Source organism: Streptomyces sp. NPDC048604, assembly GCF_043199435.1.
Taxonomy (GTDB): Bacteria; Actinomycetota; Actinomycetes; order Streptomycetales; family Streptomycetaceae; genus Streptomyces.
The window spans coordinates 322,726-340,102 of the sequence record NZ_JBICVX010000005.1 but is presented as its reverse complement, the minus strand read 5'-3'; the positions used below and the strand labels follow the sequence as shown (position 1 = coordinate 340,102).

At 72.0% G+C, this 17,377-nt stretch carries 20 protein-coding genes and 3 tRNA genes; 14 read left to right on the top strand and 9 right to left on the bottom strand.

Features of this window, described 5'->3' with window-relative positions:
* The first annotated feature begins 50 nt into the window (after positions 1-50).
* From mscL to ACGFMM_RS13390, 3 genes are all read left to right on the top strand, one after another.
* Positions 51-524, top strand: a complete 474-nt coding sequence (gene mscL, locus ACGFMM_RS13400; RefSeq protein WP_393646052.1) for a large conductance mechanosensitive channel protein MscL — start codon at positions 51-53, stop codon at positions 522-524.
* Positions 525-692: 168 nt separating this feature from the next.
* Complete coding sequence (htpX, locus tag ACGFMM_RS13395) at positions 693-1,556, top strand: zinc metalloprotease HtpX (protein WP_393646050.1); 864 nt, start codon at positions 693-695, stop codon at positions 1,554-1,556.
* Complete coding sequence (locus tag ACGFMM_RS13390; protein ID WP_393646048.1) at positions 1,553-1,945, top strand: YccF domain-containing protein; 393 nt, start codon at positions 1,553-1,555, stop codon at positions 1,943-1,945. Before htpX ends, ACGFMM_RS13390 begins: the two co-directional genes overlap by 4 nt.
* Positions 1,946-2,012: 67 nt before the next feature.
* On the opposite strand, the gene ACGFMM_RS13385 is transcribed toward ACGFMM_RS13390, so the two are convergent.
* Positions 2,013-3,236 (bottom strand): APC family permease, encoded by a 1,224-nt coding sequence (locus ACGFMM_RS13385; RefSeq protein WP_393646047.1) that lies wholly within the window; start codon positions 3,234-3,236, stop codon positions 2,013-2,015.
* 81 nt (positions 3,237-3,317) lie between these two features.
* Here ACGFMM_RS13385 and ACGFMM_RS13380 point away from each other — a divergent pair, with 81 nt between their 5' ends.
* Positions 3,318-3,587 carry a GlsB/YeaQ/YmgE family stress response membrane protein gene (locus ACGFMM_RS13380; RefSeq protein ID WP_393646045.1) on the top strand — a complete coding sequence of 90 codons (270 nt, stop codon included), beginning with the start codon at positions 3,318-3,320 and terminating at the stop codon, positions 3,585-3,587.
* 10 nt (positions 3,588-3,597) lie between these two features.
* On the opposite strand, the gene ACGFMM_RS13375 is transcribed toward ACGFMM_RS13380, so the two are convergent.
* The 3 genes from ACGFMM_RS13375 to ACGFMM_RS13365 all read right to left on the bottom strand — a co-directional run bounded on the left by ACGFMM_RS13375 (position 3,598) and on the right by ACGFMM_RS13365 (position 5,292).
* Positions 3,598-4,224, bottom strand: coding sequence for an alpha-ketoglutarate-dependent dioxygenase AlkB family protein (locus ACGFMM_RS13375; protein ID WP_393646043.1), 627 nt, complete (start codon positions 4,222-4,224; stop codon positions 3,598-3,600).
* 2 nt (positions 4,225-4,226) lie between these two features.
* Positions 4,227-4,733: a methylated-DNA--[protein]-cysteine S-methyltransferase gene (locus tag ACGFMM_RS13370; RefSeq protein WP_393646042.1), complete on the bottom strand. Its 507-nt coding sequence runs from the start codon at positions 4,731-4,733 to the stop codon at positions 4,227-4,229.
* Between the two features lie 70 nt (positions 4,734-4,803).
* Positions 4,804-5,292, bottom strand: coding sequence for a YajQ family cyclic di-GMP-binding protein (locus ACGFMM_RS13365; RefSeq protein WP_393646040.1), 489 nt, complete (start codon positions 5,290-5,292; stop codon positions 4,804-4,806).
* 193 nt (positions 5,293-5,485) lie between these two features.
* Here ACGFMM_RS13365 and ACGFMM_RS13360 point away from each other — a divergent pair.
* Positions 5,486-5,567, top strand: a tRNA-Tyr gene (locus ACGFMM_RS13360).
* Between the two features lie 193 nt (positions 5,568-5,760).
* Positions 5,761-7,989 (top strand): FG-GAP-like repeat-containing protein, encoded by a 2,229-nt coding sequence (locus ACGFMM_RS13355; protein ID WP_393646039.1) that lies wholly within the window; start codon positions 5,761-5,763, stop codon positions 7,987-7,989.
* A gap of 24 nt (positions 7,990-8,013) precedes the next feature.
* On the opposite strand, the gene ACGFMM_RS13350 is transcribed toward ACGFMM_RS13355, so the two are convergent.
* Positions 8,014-8,670 carry an SDR family oxidoreductase gene (locus tag ACGFMM_RS13350; RefSeq protein ID WP_393646037.1) on the bottom strand — a complete coding sequence of 219 codons (657 nt, stop codon included), beginning with the start codon at positions 8,668-8,670 and terminating at the stop codon, positions 8,014-8,016.
* Between the two features lie 2 nt (positions 8,671-8,672).
* A complete protein-coding gene (locus tag ACGFMM_RS13345) occupies positions 8,673-9,947 on the bottom strand; it encodes an amidohydrolase family protein (protein ID WP_393646035.1) in 1,275 nt (424 codons plus the stop codon).
* Between the two features lie 218 nt (positions 9,948-10,165).
* Here ACGFMM_RS13345 and ACGFMM_RS13340 point away from each other — a divergent pair.
* The 6 genes from ACGFMM_RS13340 to ACGFMM_RS13315 all read left to right on the top strand — a co-directional run bounded on the left by ACGFMM_RS13340 (position 10,166) and on the right by ACGFMM_RS13315 (position 12,739).
* Positions 10,166-10,238, top strand: a tRNA-Thr gene (locus ACGFMM_RS13340).
* 42 nt (positions 10,239-10,280) lie between these two features.
* Positions 10,281-10,353 (top strand) — tRNA-Met (locus ACGFMM_RS13335).
* Positions 10,354-10,439: 86 nt separating this feature from the next.
* Positions 10,440-10,604 carry a 50S ribosomal protein L33 gene (gene rpmG / locus ACGFMM_RS13330; protein ID WP_003948671.1) on the top strand — a complete coding sequence of 55 codons (165 nt, stop codon included), beginning with the start codon at positions 10,440-10,442 and terminating at the stop codon, positions 10,602-10,604.
* A gap of 103 nt (positions 10,605-10,707) precedes the next feature.
* The gene (locus ACGFMM_RS13325; protein ID WP_393646033.1) at positions 10,708-11,160 is read left to right on the top strand and encodes a MaoC family dehydratase N-terminal domain-containing protein; all 453 of its coding nucleotides are present in this window, start codon (positions 10,708-10,710) and stop codon (positions 11,158-11,160) included.
* Positions 11,161-11,162: 2 nt separating this feature from the next.
* Positions 11,163-11,591 (top strand): MaoC family dehydratase, encoded by a 429-nt coding sequence (locus ACGFMM_RS13320; protein ID WP_393646031.1) that lies wholly within the window; start codon positions 11,163-11,165, stop codon positions 11,589-11,591.
* A gap of 35 nt (positions 11,592-11,626) precedes the next feature.
* Entirely contained in the window at positions 11,627-12,739 is a 1,113-nt protein-coding gene (locus ACGFMM_RS13315) for a UDP-N-acetylmuramate dehydrogenase (RefSeq protein WP_393646029.1), read from the top strand.
* Positions 12,740-12,788: 49 nt separating this feature from the next.
* On the opposite strand, the gene ACGFMM_RS13310 is transcribed toward ACGFMM_RS13315, so the two are convergent.
* Complete coding sequence (locus tag ACGFMM_RS13310; RefSeq protein WP_393646027.1) at positions 12,789-13,427, bottom strand: NAD(P)-dependent oxidoreductase; 639 nt, start codon at positions 13,425-13,427, stop codon at positions 12,789-12,791.
* A 102-nt stretch (positions 13,428-13,529) separates the two neighbouring features.
* Between ACGFMM_RS13310 and ACGFMM_RS13305 the strand changes: the two genes are divergently transcribed.
* Positions 13,530-14,132, top strand: a complete 603-nt coding sequence (locus ACGFMM_RS13305; protein WP_393646025.1) for a TetR/AcrR family transcriptional regulator — start codon at positions 13,530-13,532, stop codon at positions 14,130-14,132.
* Between the two features lie 42 nt (positions 14,133-14,174).
* Positions 14,175-14,894 carry a hypothetical protein gene (locus ACGFMM_RS13300; protein ID WP_393646023.1) on the top strand — a complete coding sequence of 240 codons (720 nt, stop codon included), beginning with the start codon at positions 14,175-14,177 and terminating at the stop codon, positions 14,892-14,894.
* On the opposite strand, the gene ACGFMM_RS13295 is transcribed toward ACGFMM_RS13300, so the two are convergent.
* Positions 14,839-15,900 carry an adenosine deaminase gene (locus ACGFMM_RS13295; protein ID WP_393646021.1) on the bottom strand — a complete coding sequence of 354 codons (1,062 nt, stop codon included), beginning with the start codon at positions 15,898-15,900 and terminating at the stop codon, positions 14,839-14,841. The two genes, ACGFMM_RS13300 and ACGFMM_RS13295, sit on opposite strands and share 56 nt — an antisense overlap.
* A gap of 134 nt (positions 15,901-16,034) precedes the next feature.
* On the bottom strand, positions 16,035-17,261 hold the full coding sequence (locus ACGFMM_RS13290) for a pyridoxal phosphate-dependent aminotransferase (RefSeq protein WP_393646019.1): 1,227 nt from the start codon (positions 17,259-17,261) through the stop codon (positions 16,035-16,037).
* Positions 17,262-17,377 lie beyond the last annotated feature (116 nt).

Genomic DNA, 17,377 nt, shown 5'->3' with positions numbered 1-17,377 from the left:
CCCCACCGTCCCCCCACCGCCCCCACAGAAATGCACCAAGGAGCACTGCCGTGCTGAACGGTTTCAAGGACTTCATACTTCGCGGGAACGTCGTCTCGATGGCCATCGGTCTGGCCGTCGGCTCCGCGTTCACGGCCGTCGTCACCGGCTTCAGCAAGGCGTTCATCACCCCGCTCATCGGTCTGGCCACGGGCTCGGTCGGCGACTTCAGCGAGGCGAAGTTCACCGTCGGCAAGACGATCTTCCCGTACGGTCTGGCGATCTCCGCCGCAATAGCCTTCGTGATCACCGCCGCGGTCCTGTACTTCTGCATCGTCGTCCCCATGACCAAGTTCCAGGAGCGGTTCGCGAAGGAGGAGGCGCAGGACGCCAAGTCCGAGAAGCGCGACTGCCCGGCCTGCTTCAGCGAGATCCCGGCGATCGCCACCCGCTGCGCCCACTGCACCGGCACCGTCGAGCCTCTCGCCCCGGCCGCCCTGCCGACCGACGACCTGGCGAAGACGGGCGTCCCGGCGCAGCGCTGACGCCTGCCGTCACGCCCCCCGCGCTCACCCGGACGGCTCACGCCGGCCCCGGCGCGGCCAGGGAACCCGGGCCTCCCGCCTGGCGTTGACCAGTACGGGAGGGTCCACTGGAGAGTGGATCCGCACCCAGCAAAGGGTTCCCCTGCCGCACCACTTGGAGGGCGTACCGTGCACCGCCGGCACAACGGGCTGAGGACCGCCGTACTCCTCGGAGGGCTCTCGGCCCTCATCATCGTCATCGGCGGCCTCTTCGGCCGTACGGGTCTGATCATCGCCGTCCTCGTCGCCCTCGGCACGAACGCCTACGCGTACTGGAACAGCGACAAGCTGGCGCTCCGCGCCATGCGGGCCCGTCCGGTCAGCGAGTTCGAGGCCCCGGCGCTGTACCGGATGGTGCGGGAGCTCTCCACGCAGGCGCGGCAGCCGATGCCCCGGCTGTACATCTCGCCCACCCAGGCTCCGAACGCCTTCGCGACCGGCCGGAACCCGAGAAACGCGGCGGTCTGCTGCACCGAGGGCATCCTGCAGATACTCGACGAGCGCGAGCTGCGCGGCGTGATCGGCCACGAGCTCAGCCATGTCTACAACCGGGACATCCTGATCTCGTCCGTGGCCGGCGCGCTCGCCTCCGTGATCATGTTCCTGGTCAACTTCGCCTGGCTCGTCCCGGTCGGCCGGTCGGACGACGACGAGGGCCCCGGCCTGCTCGGCACGCTGCTGATCATGATCCTCGGGCCGATCGCCGCGGGGGTCATCCAGCTCGCGATCAGCCGCTCCCGCGAGTACGAGGCGGACGCCTCAGGAGCCCAGCTCACCGGCGATCCGCTTGCGCTGGCCAGTGCCCTGCGCAAGCTGGAGGTAGGTACCAAGCAGCTGCCGCTGCCGCCCGAGCCGCGGATCGAGACGGCAAGCCACATGATGATCGCGAACCCGTTCCGACCCGGGCGGGGCTTCTCCAAGCTGTTCTCGACGCATCCGCCGATGGCGGAGCGCATCGCCCGTCTCGAGGAGATGGCAGGTCGTCGCCCATGAAAACGCTTCTGAACGTCATCTGGCTCGTGCTCTGCGGTTTCTGGATGTTCCTCGCCTACCTCCTGGCGGGCCTCCTGCTCTGCATCACGATCATCGGCATCCCCTTCGGCGTGGCCGCCTTCCGGATCGGCCTCTACGCCCTGTGGCCCTTCGGGCGCACGGTCGTGGAGCAGCCCGGCGCCGGCGCGCCGTCCTGCGTCGGCAACGTGCTCTGGCTGGTCCTCGCGGGCTGGTGGCTCGCGCTCGGTCACATCACCACCGGGATCGCGCTCTGCCTCACGATCATCGGCATCCCGCTGGGCATCGCGAACTTCAAGCTGATCCCGGTCTCGCTGCTGCCGCTGGGCAAGGAGATCGTCAGAACCGACCAGCCCTTCGGCGGCCGCTGAGCCGAACGGCCCAGCGGGCCGACCTGGCCCCGGTCGACCTGGCCGCGATCGCCCTGGGCCGTCCGCGTCACCGTTCTCGCCGTCCCCCCGTCACCCCGTACGCGACCGCCCCCGCCGCCACCACCGCGGCGCCCGCGGCCACCGAGGTCCAGGGCAGGGAGAAGGCCAGCACGGCGCAGCCGACGAGGCCGACGGCCGCGAGGTAGCGCTCGCGCGGACCCAGCGTCCAGGCCGCGGCGTTGGCGATGCCGTAGTAGAGCAGCACGCCGAACGACGAGAAGCCGATCGCGCCGCGCACGTCCGCCGTCGCCGCCACCACGGCCACCACCGCGCCCACCGCCAGTTCCGCCCGGTGCGGCACCTGGAAGCGGGGGTGGACGGCCGCCAGGGCGGCCGGCAGGTGGCCGTCACGGGCCATCGCCAGGGTCGTACGGGACACCCCGAGGATCAGCGCGAGCAGCGAGCCCAGCGCGGCCACCGCCGCGCCCGCCCGGACCACCGGCACCAGCCAGTCCGCGCCCGCCGCCCGCGCCGCGTCGGAGAGCGGCGCCCCGGAGGCGGCGAGGCCCTCCGGACCGAGTACCGCGAGGACGGCCGCGGCGACCGTCGCGTACACCAGCAGGGCGATGCCCAGCGCGAGCGGCACCGCGCGCGGGATCGTCCGCGCCGGGTCGCGCACCTCCTCGCCGAGCGTCGCGATCCGCGCGTACCCGGCGAACGCGAAGAACAGCAGCCCGGCCGCCTGCAGCACGCCGCCCGCCGAGGCGTCCGCGCCCACGCCCAGCCGCCCCGCGTCCCCGGCCCCGAAGGACACCGCGGCGACCGCCGCGAGGACCGCAAGGACGACCGCCACGACGATCCGGGTGACCAGCGCGGACTTCTGCACGCCGGTGTAGTTCAGGGCGGTCAGCGCGACCACCGCCGCGACGGCCACCGCATGCGCCTGCTCCGGCCAGACGTACGCCCCGACCGTCAGCGCCATCGCCGCGCAGGAGGCCGTCTTGCCGACCACGAACGCCCAGCCCGCCAGGTACCCCCAGAACGGTCCGAGGCGCTCCCGCCCGTACACGTACGTGCCGCCCGACGCCGGGTGGCGCGCCGCGAGCCGCGCCGACGCCATGGCGTTGCAGTACGCCACCAGGCCCGCGACGGCGAGCGCGGGCAGCAGTGCCGAGCCGGCCGCCCCGGCCGCCGGCCCGAGCGCCACGAAGATGCCCGCGCCGACCATCGACCCGAGCCCGATGACGACCGCGTCGAAGACCCCGAGCGTGCGCCGCAGTTCGTGTGCCATGCGGGGCAGAGTACGGGCCTCCGGGGAACACCCGGGGACGGCCCCGGCAACCACGCTCCGGGCCCGCGCGTCATCCCAGACATGACCATCATCGGCTGGATCGTCCTGGGCCTGCTCGCCGGCGTCATCGCCAAGATCCTCATGCCCGGCCGTGACCCGGGCGGCCTCATCGGCACGACCGTCATCGGCATCGTCGGCGCGTTCGTCGGAGGCTGGCTCTCCGCACGCGTCCTGGACCGCCCCATCGATGCGGACTTCTACGACGGTGCGACGTGGATATCGGCGATCGGCGGCTCGCTGGTGCTGCTGATCGCGTACCGCATCTTCTTCGGCCACTCGCGCGAGCGATAGCAGGAGGGGTTTACAGCCCCGTCTCCCGCAGAGTGATGTTGAGCCGGCCGCGCAGACCCAGTGCGGGCGGAGCGGTCCCGGCGTGCACCTTGGGCACGCCGTGGTACGCGAAACGCGACGGGCCGCCGAAGACGAAGAGATCGCCGGAGGCCAACTCCACGTCGGTGTACGGCTTTCCGCGCGTCTCGGTGTTCCCGAACCGGAACACGCAGGTGTCGCCCAGGCTGAGCGACACCACGGGCGCGCCGGACCGTTCGTCCTTGTCCTGGTGCATGCCCATCCTCGCGCCGGCGCCCGCGTCGTAGTAGTTCACGAAGGCGGTGTCGGGCGCGTAACCGGAAGGCTCCCCGTACGCCTCGGCGACGGCCTCCCGCCCCAACGCGGCAAGCCAGCCGGGCAGTTCGACAGCGACATCCGGAACGTACCGGTAGGGCACCCAGCGCCGCCCGAGCCCGAGCGACTGCACGGACATCACGCCGCCGCCCGGCAGCACGATGTGCCGGTACGGGACGGGCCCGCGCCCCCACTCCCGGCAGGCCGCGACCAACTCCCGCTGGCGCGCGGCCGGGAGCCACCCGGGGACGTGCACGGCCCCGGGCGCGACGACGGCCCGCTCGCGCGGGAACAGGCCCTCCACCGCTACCGCGGGCCGCCCTCGAGCGCGAGCAGCCGCTCCTTGCGCTCGAGCCCCGCCGCGTACCCGCGCAGGGCCCCGTCCGCGCCGATCACCCGGTGGCACGGCCGTACGACGAGCAGCGGATTGCGCCCGATCGCGGTGCCGACGGCCCGCACGCCGGCCCCGGAGGAGCCGACCTGCCGTGCGATGTCCCCGTACGTGACCGTGGTCCCGTACGGGATGGCCTCCAGCGCCTTCCAGACGCGTCGCTGGAACTCCGTCCCGCTCTGCGCGAACGGGACGTCGAACTGCTCGCGGCGCCCGGCGAAGTACTCGTCGAGCTGGCCGGCGACCTCCGTGAACGCCTCCGGCGCGAGCCGCCACCCGTCCGCCGGCTCGGCGCCGCCCTTCTGTCCGGGCAGGGACACCGAGGCGAGCACGGTCCGCCCGTCCGCCCCGGCCCGCCCGACGAGCAGCACGGGCCCGAGGGGCGAGTCGACACGAGCGTAGAGAACATCGACGTCACTCATGACCACTCCTCTCCAGACGCCCAGTCTGCGCGGGCACGCACGGGGAAACCGGCGGTTTTCGGACGTGGTCCTACCGGTAGTTCACGAACTGCAGCGCGAAGTCGAAGTCCTTGCCCTTGAGCAGCGCGATCACGGTCTGCAGGTCGTCCCGGCTCTTGGAGCTGACCCGCAGCTCGTCGCCCTGCACCTGCGCCTTGATGCCCTTCGGGCCCTCGTCGCGGATGACCTTGGCGACCTTCTTCGCGTTGTCCTGGGAGATGCCCTCCTGGATCGTCGCGAAGATCTTGTACTCCTTGCCCGACAGCTGCGGCTCGCCGGTCTCCAGCGCCTTCAGCGAGATGCCCCGCTTGATCAGCTTGGACTGGAACACGTCGAGGATCGCCTTGACCCGGTCCTCGCCGTTCGCCTGCATCACGATCTTCTCGCCCGACCACTCGATCGAGGCGTTGGTTCCCTTGAAGTCGTAGCGCTGGGAGATCTCCTTGCCCGTCTGGTTGAGGGCGTTGTCGACCTCCTGCCGCTCGACCTTGGAGACGATGTCGAAACTGGAGTCGGCCATGACGTGTGGCTCCTTGCGTCGATGCCATTCGCGCGTGCGCGGGGGAACGTGTGGTTACACCCCAAAGCCTAGCCACCGCCCCGCCCCGATCCGCTGATCAATCCGGTGGCGAACCACCCCCGGGCATCGGGTATTGTTTACGTCGTTGCCCCGGAGCACCGCCTACAAGCGGCTCCGACCGGCGACATCCCATGGCGGTGTGCCCGAGTGGCCAATGGGAGCGGACTGTAAATCCGTCGGCTTAGCCTACCCAGGTTCGAATCCTGGCGCCGCCACGCGATGGAACGGCCCCTGATTCACGGAAACGTGGATCAGGGGCCGTTCTGCGTCCGCGGACGAGGAGCGGCTGTACCGGAGGCGGGATCTCTCCGGACACGTCTTCTCCTGCGTACAACCGTCCCCCTTCTTCGCAGGTCTCATCGGGCGGCGTGCGCACCCGTTCCGCGCCGTTCGGTTCTTGGGGGATCCTTGACTTCACGCACCACCCGACGGCGCCTCGCCGCCTCGGCCGCCGTCGCTGTCGCACTCACCGTCGGCGCCGGCGGCCTCGCCGCCCCCGTCGCCATCGCCGCACCGGTTGCCGCGGGGGAGGAGCAGAGCGCTGTCGTCCTTCCGGTGGGCTCCTCGTTGACGGGCGTCGGATCGACCGGCCTCCTCACCGTGACCAGGGACGAGGCGGGGACGCCCAGCCACCGCTGGACGCGCCTCGCGGACGGCGTCGTGACGGAGCTGCCGGGCCAGGTGTACGGCTCTGTCTCCGACACCGTCCTCCTGGTCGAGAGCGACGCGTACGTCCTGCGCGACATGTCGGGCGGCAGCGCGCCGGTCCGCATGCCACGTGCCGCGCTGAACGGGTACACGCTGCTCCGGCCCCTCGGCTCCACGCTCCTCATGACCGCCGCCAACCCTGCGGGCGGTCTCGAACTGCACCTCGTCTCCATGCAGAACGGCGAACTCACCGACCGGACGGTCACCGGTCTGCCCCCGCGCGTCACGGACGTGCGCGTGGACATCGACTCACCCGGGGGGACTGCCCTCCTCCGCTACGAGATGTATCCCGACGTGCGCATCGCCCTGGTGGATCTGGCCTCGGCCGCCGTCGTCGAAACCCGTGTACCCGAGCCGACGTCGAGAGGGGTGACCGACATCACCGCCTCCGCGACCCACATCGCCTGGGGTGACCTCGACAGCGTCACGGGGGCGGGAGTGTCGACCTCTGTCCGCGGCTCCGGAGCGGTCGAGCGCACCTTCGTCGGCGGCGGGGTTCAGCTGAGCGTGGACCTCCTGGGCGACTGGGTGCTGTACACGGGCAAGGGGGCCAAGAGTTCCACCACGCCGCACCCCCTGTTCGCGCTCACCGCGCGCAACATGAAGACCGGTGCGACCCTCAAGCTGCTGGACCACTCCGCGACCGCCTTCCCCACGCCTGACGGCGCACTGCTGGTGCAAGGCGGAAGCGTGGAGCACGGCGAGGGCTTCTACCGGATCGCGCTCGGGGCCGACGGCACGCCCTTCGCCACGCTCGTCGCGAGCACCGGGGAGGCGACCGCAGTCAACCTGCTGAGGGCCGTCACACCGAGCGGCGTGATCGACCTGGACAAGACGCGTCTCGTGCCCCTGGAGGCGACTTTCAGCCGGAGCAACGTACGCCTGGAGATCGAGTTCACGCATGTCGCGTCGCAGCGGCGGCATCTTCTCGTCCGGGTTCCGGCGAGTCCCTGGGCAGACGGGCCCGCCACGATCAAGGGCGGCTGGGACGGGCGTCTGGACCTGCAGAAGGGCGAGGTGGGCTCGTTCGTCACCGCCTACAACGGTGACTACACGTGGCGGCTCAGAGGCGTCCCGATGAACGGCATCGGCCCGGCGGTGGAGCGGACCGGGTCGTTCACGGTGGTCCGCACACCCAAGCCCCATGACTTCAGCGACAACGGCTCACCCGATGCCCTGGGCGTCGACTCCGCCGGGCGGCTGAACCGCTACGACTCCTCCACCGAGAACGGCGGGCACTTCCTGACCGGCCGTTCCGGGATCGGCACCGGCTGGCAGATCTACGATCGCCTCGTCGCGCCCGGAAACGTCGCCGGCACCGCACAGGCCGACGTCGTGGCGCGGGACCGGAGCGGCGTCCTCTGGCTCTACGAGGGGACCGGCAAGCCGGAGCGGCCGTTCGAACTCCGGAAGAAGGTCGGCACGGGCTGGCAGATCTACAACAGGATCACCGCCGGCGGCGATCTCACCGGCGACGGCAGGACCGACCTGTTGGCCACCGACGCCTCCGGTGGTCTGTGGCTCTACAAGGGGACCGGCAACGCCACAGCTCCTTTCTCGCCGCGGGTGAAGACCGGGCACGGCTGGGGGATCTACAACAAGATCGTCGCCACTGGGAACCTCGCCGGCGGAGCCGCGGGCGATCTCGTGGCCCGCGACGCCGCCGGCGTCCTCTGGCTCTATCCCGGCAATGGGAACGGCACCTTCGCCTCCCGCATCAGGGTCGGCAGCGGCTGGAACGCGTTCGCCCATGTGCTCGCCGTCGGCGACGCCAACCACGACCGGCGCCCCGATGTCTTTGCGGTCAAGCCGGACGGGCGCATGTTCGTCTACGAGTCCACCGGCGAGGCGAACGCGCCCTTCAAGCCCGGTCGCGCGACGTACAACGCGCTCGCCGTCGCTCCTGGAGAGTTCACCCAACTCTTCTGATGCCGAAGGGTTTCTGAGAGGCCGTCAGTTCCCCGCCACGTCCCGTACCGCGACCGCCACCGGGACGGAGCCCGAGACGAGTTCGAGGGTGAGGCCGGCGGTGGCGGGGGTTTCGAGGAGTTCGGCGAGGACGGCGGCCACGTCGTCGCGGGGGATCGGGCCGCGGCCCGTGTGGGCGGCGAGGCGGACCTCGCCCTTGCCCGCGTCGTCGGTGAGCATGCCGGGGCGGAGGATGGTCCAGTCGAGGCCGGTGCGGGAGCTGACGTAGGCGTCCGCCTCGCCCTTCGCGCGCTGGTACACGTCGAAGACCCCGTCGCCCTCGTGGTGCGGGTCGGCGCCCATCGAGGAGACCACGATGTGGCGGCGTACGCCCGCACGTTCCGCCGCGTCGGCGAACAGGACCGCCGCGCCGCGGTCCACCGTGTCCTTGCGCTCCGCGCCGCTGCCCGGGCCCGCGCCGGCCGCGAAGACGGCCGCGTCGGCGCCCTGCAGGACCGCCGCGACCATCTCGACCGACGCCGACTCCAGGTCCAGTACGACGGGTTCGGCGCCCGCCCCGCGCAGGTCCTCCGCCTGTTCCGGCTTGCGGATGATCCCCGCGACCTCGTGCCCGCCCGCCGAGAGTAGCCGCTCCAGGCGCAGCGCGATCTGACCGTGTCCACCTGCGATGACAATGCGCATACTCACGACCGTACGTCGCCTCCGCCCGGCGGGCTCCCCGTGTCCGGGCGCGTCTGGCGCGGCAGGTCGAGCGCCGCCGCCGAGTCGCAGTACTCGCGCACCGCGCTGGTACGGGCCACCACCCGCCCCCGGTGGATCACGATCCGGCTGTACGCGAGCGACAGCACGCCCGCCAGGCCGCTCCCGCGCACCGCCAGCAGCTCCGCGGGGAACCCGGCCTCCACGCGCACCTCCGGCAGCCCCATCGCCGCCCGCGCGGCCGCGCTCACCGCGTCGTACGCCTCCTGGGGCCGCAGCCCGCCCTGCGAGGCCAGCAGGTACGCGGGCTCCAGCGGGTCGCCCCGCCCCACCGGGTTCGCCACGTCCCGCAGCGCCCCGCCGCCCGCCGCCAGCCGCACCCCGGCCGCCCGCAGCAGCCGCGCCGGGGCCGTCCCGCGTGCCTCCGCGGCCGCGCAGCCGCCCTGCGGCAGCGCCACCACCGTCACCCCGGCCGCGGCCAGCCGGTCCGCCGTGCGCCGCGCCACGTCGGCCGGCAGGCGCCCGAGACCCGCGCACGGGCCGATCGTCACCCCGGCCCGCAGCCCGCCCGCCATCGCCGCCAGCCGGGCCAGCCGCGCCGGGTCGTCACCGTCCGTGTGCAGGTCCACCGGCGCGCCGTGCTCCGCCGCCAGGTCCAGGACCGCCTCCACGTACCCCGTCGGGTCCGGGTCCAGGTCCGGGCAGCCGCCCACCACGCCCGCGCCCATCTTCACCGCGTCCCGCAGCATCGCCAGGTCGTCCGCCCCGGCCACCCCCGTCAGCAGCCGCGGCACCGCCACCGCCGTCAGGTCGGCCAGGCCGCGCAGCGAGCGCCGGGCCTGCAGCGCCGCCTCCAGGGGGCCGAGCCCGTGCACGTCCCCGATCCGCACCTGCGCGCGCAGCGCGGTCGCGCCGTGCCCGAGCTGGAGCAGCGCCGCCTCCGTGGCGCGCCGCTGCACGTCGTCCGGGGCGTACGAGACGGGCCCCGGCACGTCGGCGCTGAGCGCCGTGTCGGCGTGCGCGTGCGGTTCGGCGGGGGCGGGCAGCAGCAGGTAGCCGGCGAGGTCGACGCGGGCGCCCGTGGCGGTGAGGCTGCCGGCCGTGCCGACGGCCTCGATCCGGCCGCCCCCGAGCCGTACGTCGACGGTCCGGCCGTCGGTGAGCCGGGCGCCCGACAGCAGCAGCGAGGCGGTGTCGGCGGTGGCGGCGCCCCAGTCGTCGGGGGCCGGGGGCTGGGGCTGCTTGCTGTCGGCTGACATGGGGCTCCTCCGGGGCTCCTCAAGATCAAGATCACGCAGCGTGGGCCCGAGCCTAGGGCTGGTCCGGTCGCACGTGGAGGAGGAGCGCAATAGTCGTACCGACGTGTCCACGTGTGGCCCATGGGACACCCGTGAGGGGGTGCCGCGAGAACCTCCGGGCGGGGGCAGGAAACGGATTTGGGCGATCGGCCGCCGACCGTGTAATGTCTTCATCGCTCGCCCCAATAGCTCAGTCGGCAGAGCGTCTCCATGGTAAGGAGAAGGTCTACGGTTCGATTCCGTATTGGGGCTCTGGTGAGAAAGATCCGCCTTCGGGTGGTTCTCGATCATCAAAGCGGTGTAGCTCAGTCGGTAGAGCAAGCGGCTCATAATCGCTGTGTCACCGGTTCAAGTCCGGTCACCGCTACACGCAGTAGCCGATTGTGGGGTCGGTCCTTCGATCGGCTACTCTTTCTTGCGTTAATCCGTCCAAGTCCGTCAAGGAGCACTCACGTGGCTGCCACCGACGTCCGCCCGAAGATCACGCTGGCCTGCGTGGAGTGCAAGGAGCGGAACTACATCACCAAGAAGAACCGGCGCAACAACCCGGACCGTCTTGAGATGAAGAAGCACTGCCCGCGCTGCAACGCGCACACTGCGCACCGCGAAACGCGCTAAACAGGCTCGTCCACGAGGCCGTCCCCACTCCAGGGGGCGGCCTCGCGGCGTTTTTCAGCACTCCGAGAGTCCGAGACAGCAGCAGCCAGGAGGGAACGAGTTCATGGCGCTCGACCAGTCCTTCGTGGGACGGACCTATCCGCCCACCGCGCCGTACGAGGTCGGCCGGGAAAAGATCCGTGAGTTCGCCGAGGCGGTCGGCGACGCGAATCCCGCGTACTCCGACCCGGAGGCCGCGAAAGAGCTCGGGCACCCCGATGTGATCGCCCCGCCGACTTTTGTGTTCGCGATCACGTTCAAGGCGGCCGGACAGGTCGTCGCGGACCCGCAGCTCGGGCTCGACTACAGCCGTGTGGTGCACGGCGACCAGAAGTTCGCCTACACCCGCCCGGTGCGGGCCGGCGACCGGCTCTCCGTCGTCTCCACCATCGAGGCGATCAAGTCCCTCGCGGGCAACGACATCCTGGACATCCGCGGCGAGGTCCACGACGCGAGCGGCGAGCACGTCGTGACCGCGTGGACGAAGCTCGTGGCGCGCGCGGCCGAGGAGGGCTGACCATGGCGGCGAAGATCGCATACGACGAGGTCGAGGTCGGCACGGAGCTGCCGGCGCAGTCCTTCCCCGTGACCCGCGCCACGCTGGTGCAGTACGCGGGGGCCTCCGGGGACTTCAACCCGATCCACTGGAACGAGAAGTTCGCGGTCGAGGTCGGGCTGCCGGACGTCATCGCGCACGGCATGTTCACCATGGCCGAGGCGATCCGGGTCGTGACGGACTGGGTCGGCGACCCCGGCGCGGTCATCGACTACGGCACCCGCTTCACCAAGCCGGTCGTGGTGCCGAACGACGGCACCGGCGCGCTCATCGAGGTCAGCGGGAAGGTCGCGGCCAAGCTGGACGACGGCCAGGTCCGCGTCGACCTGACGGCGACGTCGGCCGGCCAGAAGGTCCTGGGCATGGCCCGCGCGGTGGTCCGGCTCGCCTGAGCCGTAGCAGTGCGTGACGATGCCCCCGGCGCCTGGTGCCGGGGGCATTCGCCTTTCCACCGTCGCAATCGAAGGCCCGTACTCTTGTGCCCGTGCACGTACTCCACGACGCCCCCCTCGCGCCCCTGACCACCTTCCGGCTCGGCGGGCCGGCCCGGCGGCTCGTCACGGCCACGAGCGACGCCGAGGTGATCGCCGCGGTCGGTGAGGCCGACGCGGCCGGCGAGCCGCTGTTGATCGTCGGCGGCGGGTCCAACCTCGTCATCGGGGACAAGGGCTTCGACGGCACCGTGCTGCGCATCGCCACCCGGGGCTTCGAGCTCGACGGGACGCGGCTGGAGCTCGCGGCCGGCGAGGTGTGGTCGGACGCCGTCACGCGCACGGTCGACGCCCGGCTCGCGGGTATCGAGTGCCTGGCCGGCATCCCCGGCTCGGCCGGGGCGACCCCGATCCAGAACGTCGGCGCCTACGGCCAGGACGTCTCGGCCACGATCACCGAGGTCGTCGCGTACGACCGGGTCGGCCGGCAGGTCGTCACGCTCACCGGCGAGCAGTGCGACTTCTCGTACCGCCACAGCCTCTTCAAGAAGCGCCCGGACGCCTACGTCGTGCTGCGGGTCCGCTTCGCGCTGGAGGACGCCGGCGGCCTGTCCGCGCCGATCGCGTACGAGCAGACCGCCCGCGCCCTCGGCGTGGGGATGGGCGAGCGGGTCCCGCTGGCGCACGCCCGGGAGACCGTCCTGCGGCTGCGGGCGAGCAAGGGCATGGTGCTGGACCCCGAGGACCACGACACCTGGTCCGCCGGATCGTTCTTCACGAACCCGATCCTGACGAACGAGGAGTTCGCCGCCTTCGCCGGCCGCGTCGCCGAGCGCCTCGGTCCCGAGGCCCAGGCGCCCGCCTTCCCGGCCGGCGACGGCCTCACCAAGACCTCCGCCGCCTGGCTGATCGACAAGGCCGGCTTCACCAAGGGCTACGGCGCCGGTCCCGCTCGCATCTCCACCAAGCACACCCTCGCCCTCACCAACCGCGGCGCGGCCACCACCGAGGACCTGCTCGGCCTCGCGCGCGAGGTCGTCACCGGCGTCCACGCCGCCTTCGGCGTGACCCTGGTCAACGAGCCGGTGACGGTCGGCGTCGAGATCTGAGCGACCCCACGGCGAGACCCCGGATCCCCGGTCCGGGCCCCCGGGCGGCTCAGTACGCCACGCCCACCGGCTGTTTCACCGTGGCCGGGTCGGACACCATCGCGAGCATCGCGTGGGCCACGTCCGCCCGGCCGATCGTGCGGCCCGAGCGCGGATTCGCGCCGACGACCGTCCGGTACGTGCCGGTCAGCGGCTTGTCGCCGAGCTTGGGCGGCCGCACGGACGTCCAGTCCGTCGCGCTGCGCGCCAGCTCCTCCTCCATCACCTGTAGATCCGCGTAGACGTCCTTCAGGGCGGCCCGGACCGCCGCGACGACGAGCCGGTCGAGCAGCGGCTCGTCCGGGGGAGTGGCGGCGAGCGGGGCCGCGCTGACCACGAGGAGCCGCCGGGTGCCCTCGGCCTCCATCGCCGCGAGCACCGAGCGCGTGAGGCGCGCGGCGACGCCCGAGGCCGCGTCCGCGCGGTTGCGGGCGCCGAGGCCGGAGAGGACCGCGTCCTGGCCTGCGACGGCGGGGCGCAGCGACTCGGGGGCGGAGAGGTCCCCGCGGACGACCTGGAGGCGTTCGCCGGTGACGGCGAACCGCGCGGGGTCCCGTACCACCGCCGTCACCTGATGACCGGCGGCGAGCGCCTGGCGGGTGATCTCGCGGCCGATGCCGCCGGTCGCGCCGAAGACTGTGAGCCTCATGTCGCACCCTCCTTGGGGGTGGGTAAGTATTCACTCACCCCTAGGGTGGGTGTGCACTCACTCACTCGTCAAGCGCAATCGGCGAACCCGACTGGAGCGTTCATGGAACAGAAGCCGACGCGCGTCCGCATCGTCGACGCGGCCCGCCACCTGATGCTGACCGCCGGCCTCGCCCGCACCACCACCAAGGAGATCGCGAAGGCCGCGGGCTGCTCCGAGGCCGCGCTCTACAAGTACTTCAGCAGCAAGGAAGAGCTGTTCGTGACGGTGCTCAACGAGCGGCTGCCCGGGCTCGGCTCGCTGCTCGGCACCCTCGCCGCCGACCCCGGCGGCCGCTCGGTCGAGGAGAACCTCACCGAGATCGCCCGCAGCGCGGCCCTCTTCTACGAGCAGACCTTTCCGATGGCCGCGTCCCTCTACGCCGAACCGCAGCTCAAACGCCGTCACGAGGAGGTCATGCGGGACCTCGGCGCGGGCCCGCACAAGCCCATCGAAGGACTCGACGCTTATCTCCGCGCCGAGCAGCAGCACGGCCGCATCGCCCCGGACGCCGACACGCACGCCGCCGCGTCCCTGCTCCTCGGCGCCTGCGTGCACCGCGCCTTCGCCTACGAGATGTCCCCCGAGCGCCGCCCGCCCCGCCCGCTCGACGAGTTCGCCGCCGGCCTCGCCCGCACCCTCATGGCCGGCATCGCCCCGTCGTAATCACGTTGCCGACGCCCGGCCGCTCCCGTCAGGCTGGCCCGCATGCGCCTGAAAGTACGTGAGTTCAGGATCCGTACCGGACCCCACGCGTACCGGATCGTCCAGCCGTGGCACCCGCTGCGGCACACGACCGTCAACGAGCCCATGAGCCACCACTGGGGCTATCTCCAAGGGGACCACCAGGGCCTGAACGCCCTCGCCGCGCTCTTCTCCTTCGCCGCCTTCTCGCGGCACACGATCGTCCACGTCCCCCTGCGGCAGAGCATCCCGCGCACGTTCTTCCCCGAGGACCCGGTCGACCTGGTCCTCGCCCACCGGTCACCCGGACTGCGCCCCTCCGTCTGGCCCGCACTGCGCGCGCGGCTCCGCGACGGCACCCCGCTGACCGTCCGCACGAACGAGCAGCGCACCGCCGCCCACGCCGCCGACTGGGAACGGGAGAGCGAGCGCCGTCATGAGCGGGCCGTCGAGTGGCTGCACCCGTCCGTGCACGCCGGCACCCTGTTCCTGCACGGCGGCCGGGACGTGTTCTCCGCCGCCTCCGTAGGCTTCTCGCTCGCCGCCGGCTTCGGGCCGCTGGAGAAGGGCGCCCGCAAGGGCCACGACGTCCTGATCGCCACGCTCACACACCTCCTGGCCCAGCCGCGGAACGGTCATCGGACCGAGCTCGACATCGGCTTCCAGGCCCGCCCGCCGCTGCGGCACTTCAGGCCGCCGGGACGGCCAGCCAGTCGTCGATCCCGGACAGGAGCTTCCGCCTGACGTCCTCCGGAACCGCCGAGCCCCGCACCGACTGCCGTGCCAGCTCCGCCAGTTCGGTGTCCGTGAAGCCGTGGTGCCGGCGGGCGATCTCGTACTGGGCGGCCAGACGGGAGCCGAACAGAAGGGGGTCGTCCGCGCCCAGGGCCATGGGGACGCCCGCCTCGTACAGGGCGCGCAGGGGAACGTCCTCGTGCTTCTCGTACACGCCGAGGGCCACGTTCGAGGCGGGGCAGACCTCGCAGGTCACGCCCCTCTCCGCCAGCCGGCGCAGCAGCCGCGGGTCCTCCGCGGCGCGGACGCCGTGGCCGATGCGGGCCGCGTGCAGGTCGTCCAGGCAGTCCCGGACCGACGCCGGGCCGGTCAGCTCGCCGCCGTGCGGGGCCGCCAGCAGCCCGCCCTCGCGGGCGATGGCGAAGGCCCGGTCGAAGTCGCGGGCCATGCCGCGCCGCTCGTCGTTGGAGAGGCCGAAGCCGACCACGCCCCGGTCCGCGTAGCGGACCGCGAGCCGGGCGAGCGTACGGGCGTCCAGGGGGTGCTTCATGCGGTTGGCGGCCACCAGGACCCTGATGCCGAGGCCGGTGTCGCGCGAGGCGGTCTCCACCGCGTCGAGGATGACCTCCATCGCCGGGATCAGGCCGCCGAGCCGCGGCGCGTACGAGGTGGGGTCGACCTGGATCTCCAGCCAGCCGGAGCCGTCCCGCACGTCCTCCTGGGCGGTCTCCCGGACCAGCCGCTGGATGTCCTCCGGGGCGCGCAGGCAGGAGCGGGCGATGTCGTACAGCCGCTGGAACCGGAACCAGCCGCGTTCGTCCGTGGCGCGCAGCTTCGGCGGCTCGCCGCCGGTCAGCGCCTCGGGGAGGTGCACTCCGTACTTGTCGGCCAGCTCGATCAGCGTCGTGGGCCGCATCGAGCCGGTGAAGTGCAGATGCAGATGGGCCTTCGGCAGAAGCGTGAGATCGCGTACGTACGGGGGGTTCGGGGGGTGTCCCCCTGAAGGGTGCAGCATCGCCCGATCTTGCCCCACCCGAATGGACTACGGGAGTCCCTTTCCACGATCGGGACCTTGCTCGTACGTGAATACGGGTACGAGAACGGGCCCCCGGCGGTGTTCCGCCGGGGGCCCGTCACAGAGGTGAGGCGTCAGTCGCGCGCTTCCGCCAGCAGCTTCTGGATCCGGGAGACGCCCTCGACCAGGTCCTCGTCGCCCAGCGCGTACGAGAGCCGCAGGTAGCCCGGGGTGCCGAAGGCCTCGCCGGGGACGACCGCGACCTCGGCCTCGTCCAGGATCAGCGCCGCGAGCTCCACGGAGGTCTGCGGGCGCTTGCCGCGGATCTCCTTGCCCAGCAGGCCCTTCACCGACGGGTACGCGTAGAACGCGCCCTCGGGGGTCGGGCAGAGCACGCCGTCGATCTCGTTGAGCATCTTCACGATGGTCTGGCGGCGGCGGTCGAACGCCTTGCGCATCTCCGCGACGGCGTCCAGGTCGCCGGAGACGGCGGCCAGCGCGGCCACCTGGGCCACGTTGCTCACGTTGGAGGTGGCGTGCGACTGCAGGTTGGTCGCGGCCTTCACCACGTCCTTCGGGCCGACGATCCACCCGACGCGCCAGCCGGTCATCGCGTACGTCTTGGCGACGCCGTTGACGATGATGCACTTGTCGCGCAGGGCCGGGACCAGCTTCGGCAGCGAGGTGAACGTCGCGTCGCCGTAGACCAGGTGCTCGTAGATCTCGTCGGTCAGCACCCACAGGCCGTGCTCGGCGGCCCACTCGCCGACCGCGCGCGCGTCCTCCTCGCTGTACACCGCGCCCGTCGGGTTGGACGGGGAGACGAAGAGCAGGACCTTGGTGTTCTCGGTGCGCGCCGCCTCCAGCTGCTCGACGGAGACCCGGTAGCCCGTGGTCTCGTCGGCGACGACCTCCACCGGGACGCCGCCGGCCAGCCGGATCGACTCCGGGTAGGTGGTCCAGTACGGCGCCGGGACGATGACCTCGTCGCCCGGGTCGAGGATCGCGGCGAAGGCCTCGTAGATGGCCTGCTTGCCGCCGTTGGTCACCAGTACCTCGGCCGGGTCGACCTCGAGACCGGAGTCGCGCAGGGTCTTCTCGGCGATCGCCTTCTTGAGCTCCGGCAGACCGCCGGCCGGCGTGTAGCGGTGGTACTTGGGGTTCTTGCAGGCCTCGACTGCGGCCTCGACGATGTAGTCCGGGGTCGGGAAGTCGGGCTCACCGGCGCCGAAGCCGATCACCGGACGGCCTGCGGCCTTGAGGGCCTTGGCCTTGGCGTCGACGGCGAGGGTGGCGGACTCGGAGATCGCGCCGACTCGGGCGGAGACCCGGCGCTCGGTGGGAGAAGTGGCAGCGCTCATGCGGCCATGGTCCCAGACGGCTTTCGGGGCGGGCACACAGGTTTCGAGGGGCGGACAGGATCGGTCATTAACGGTCACGCTGGGGGCTCGGCAGTGCCCCCACGTGCTTTCTGTTC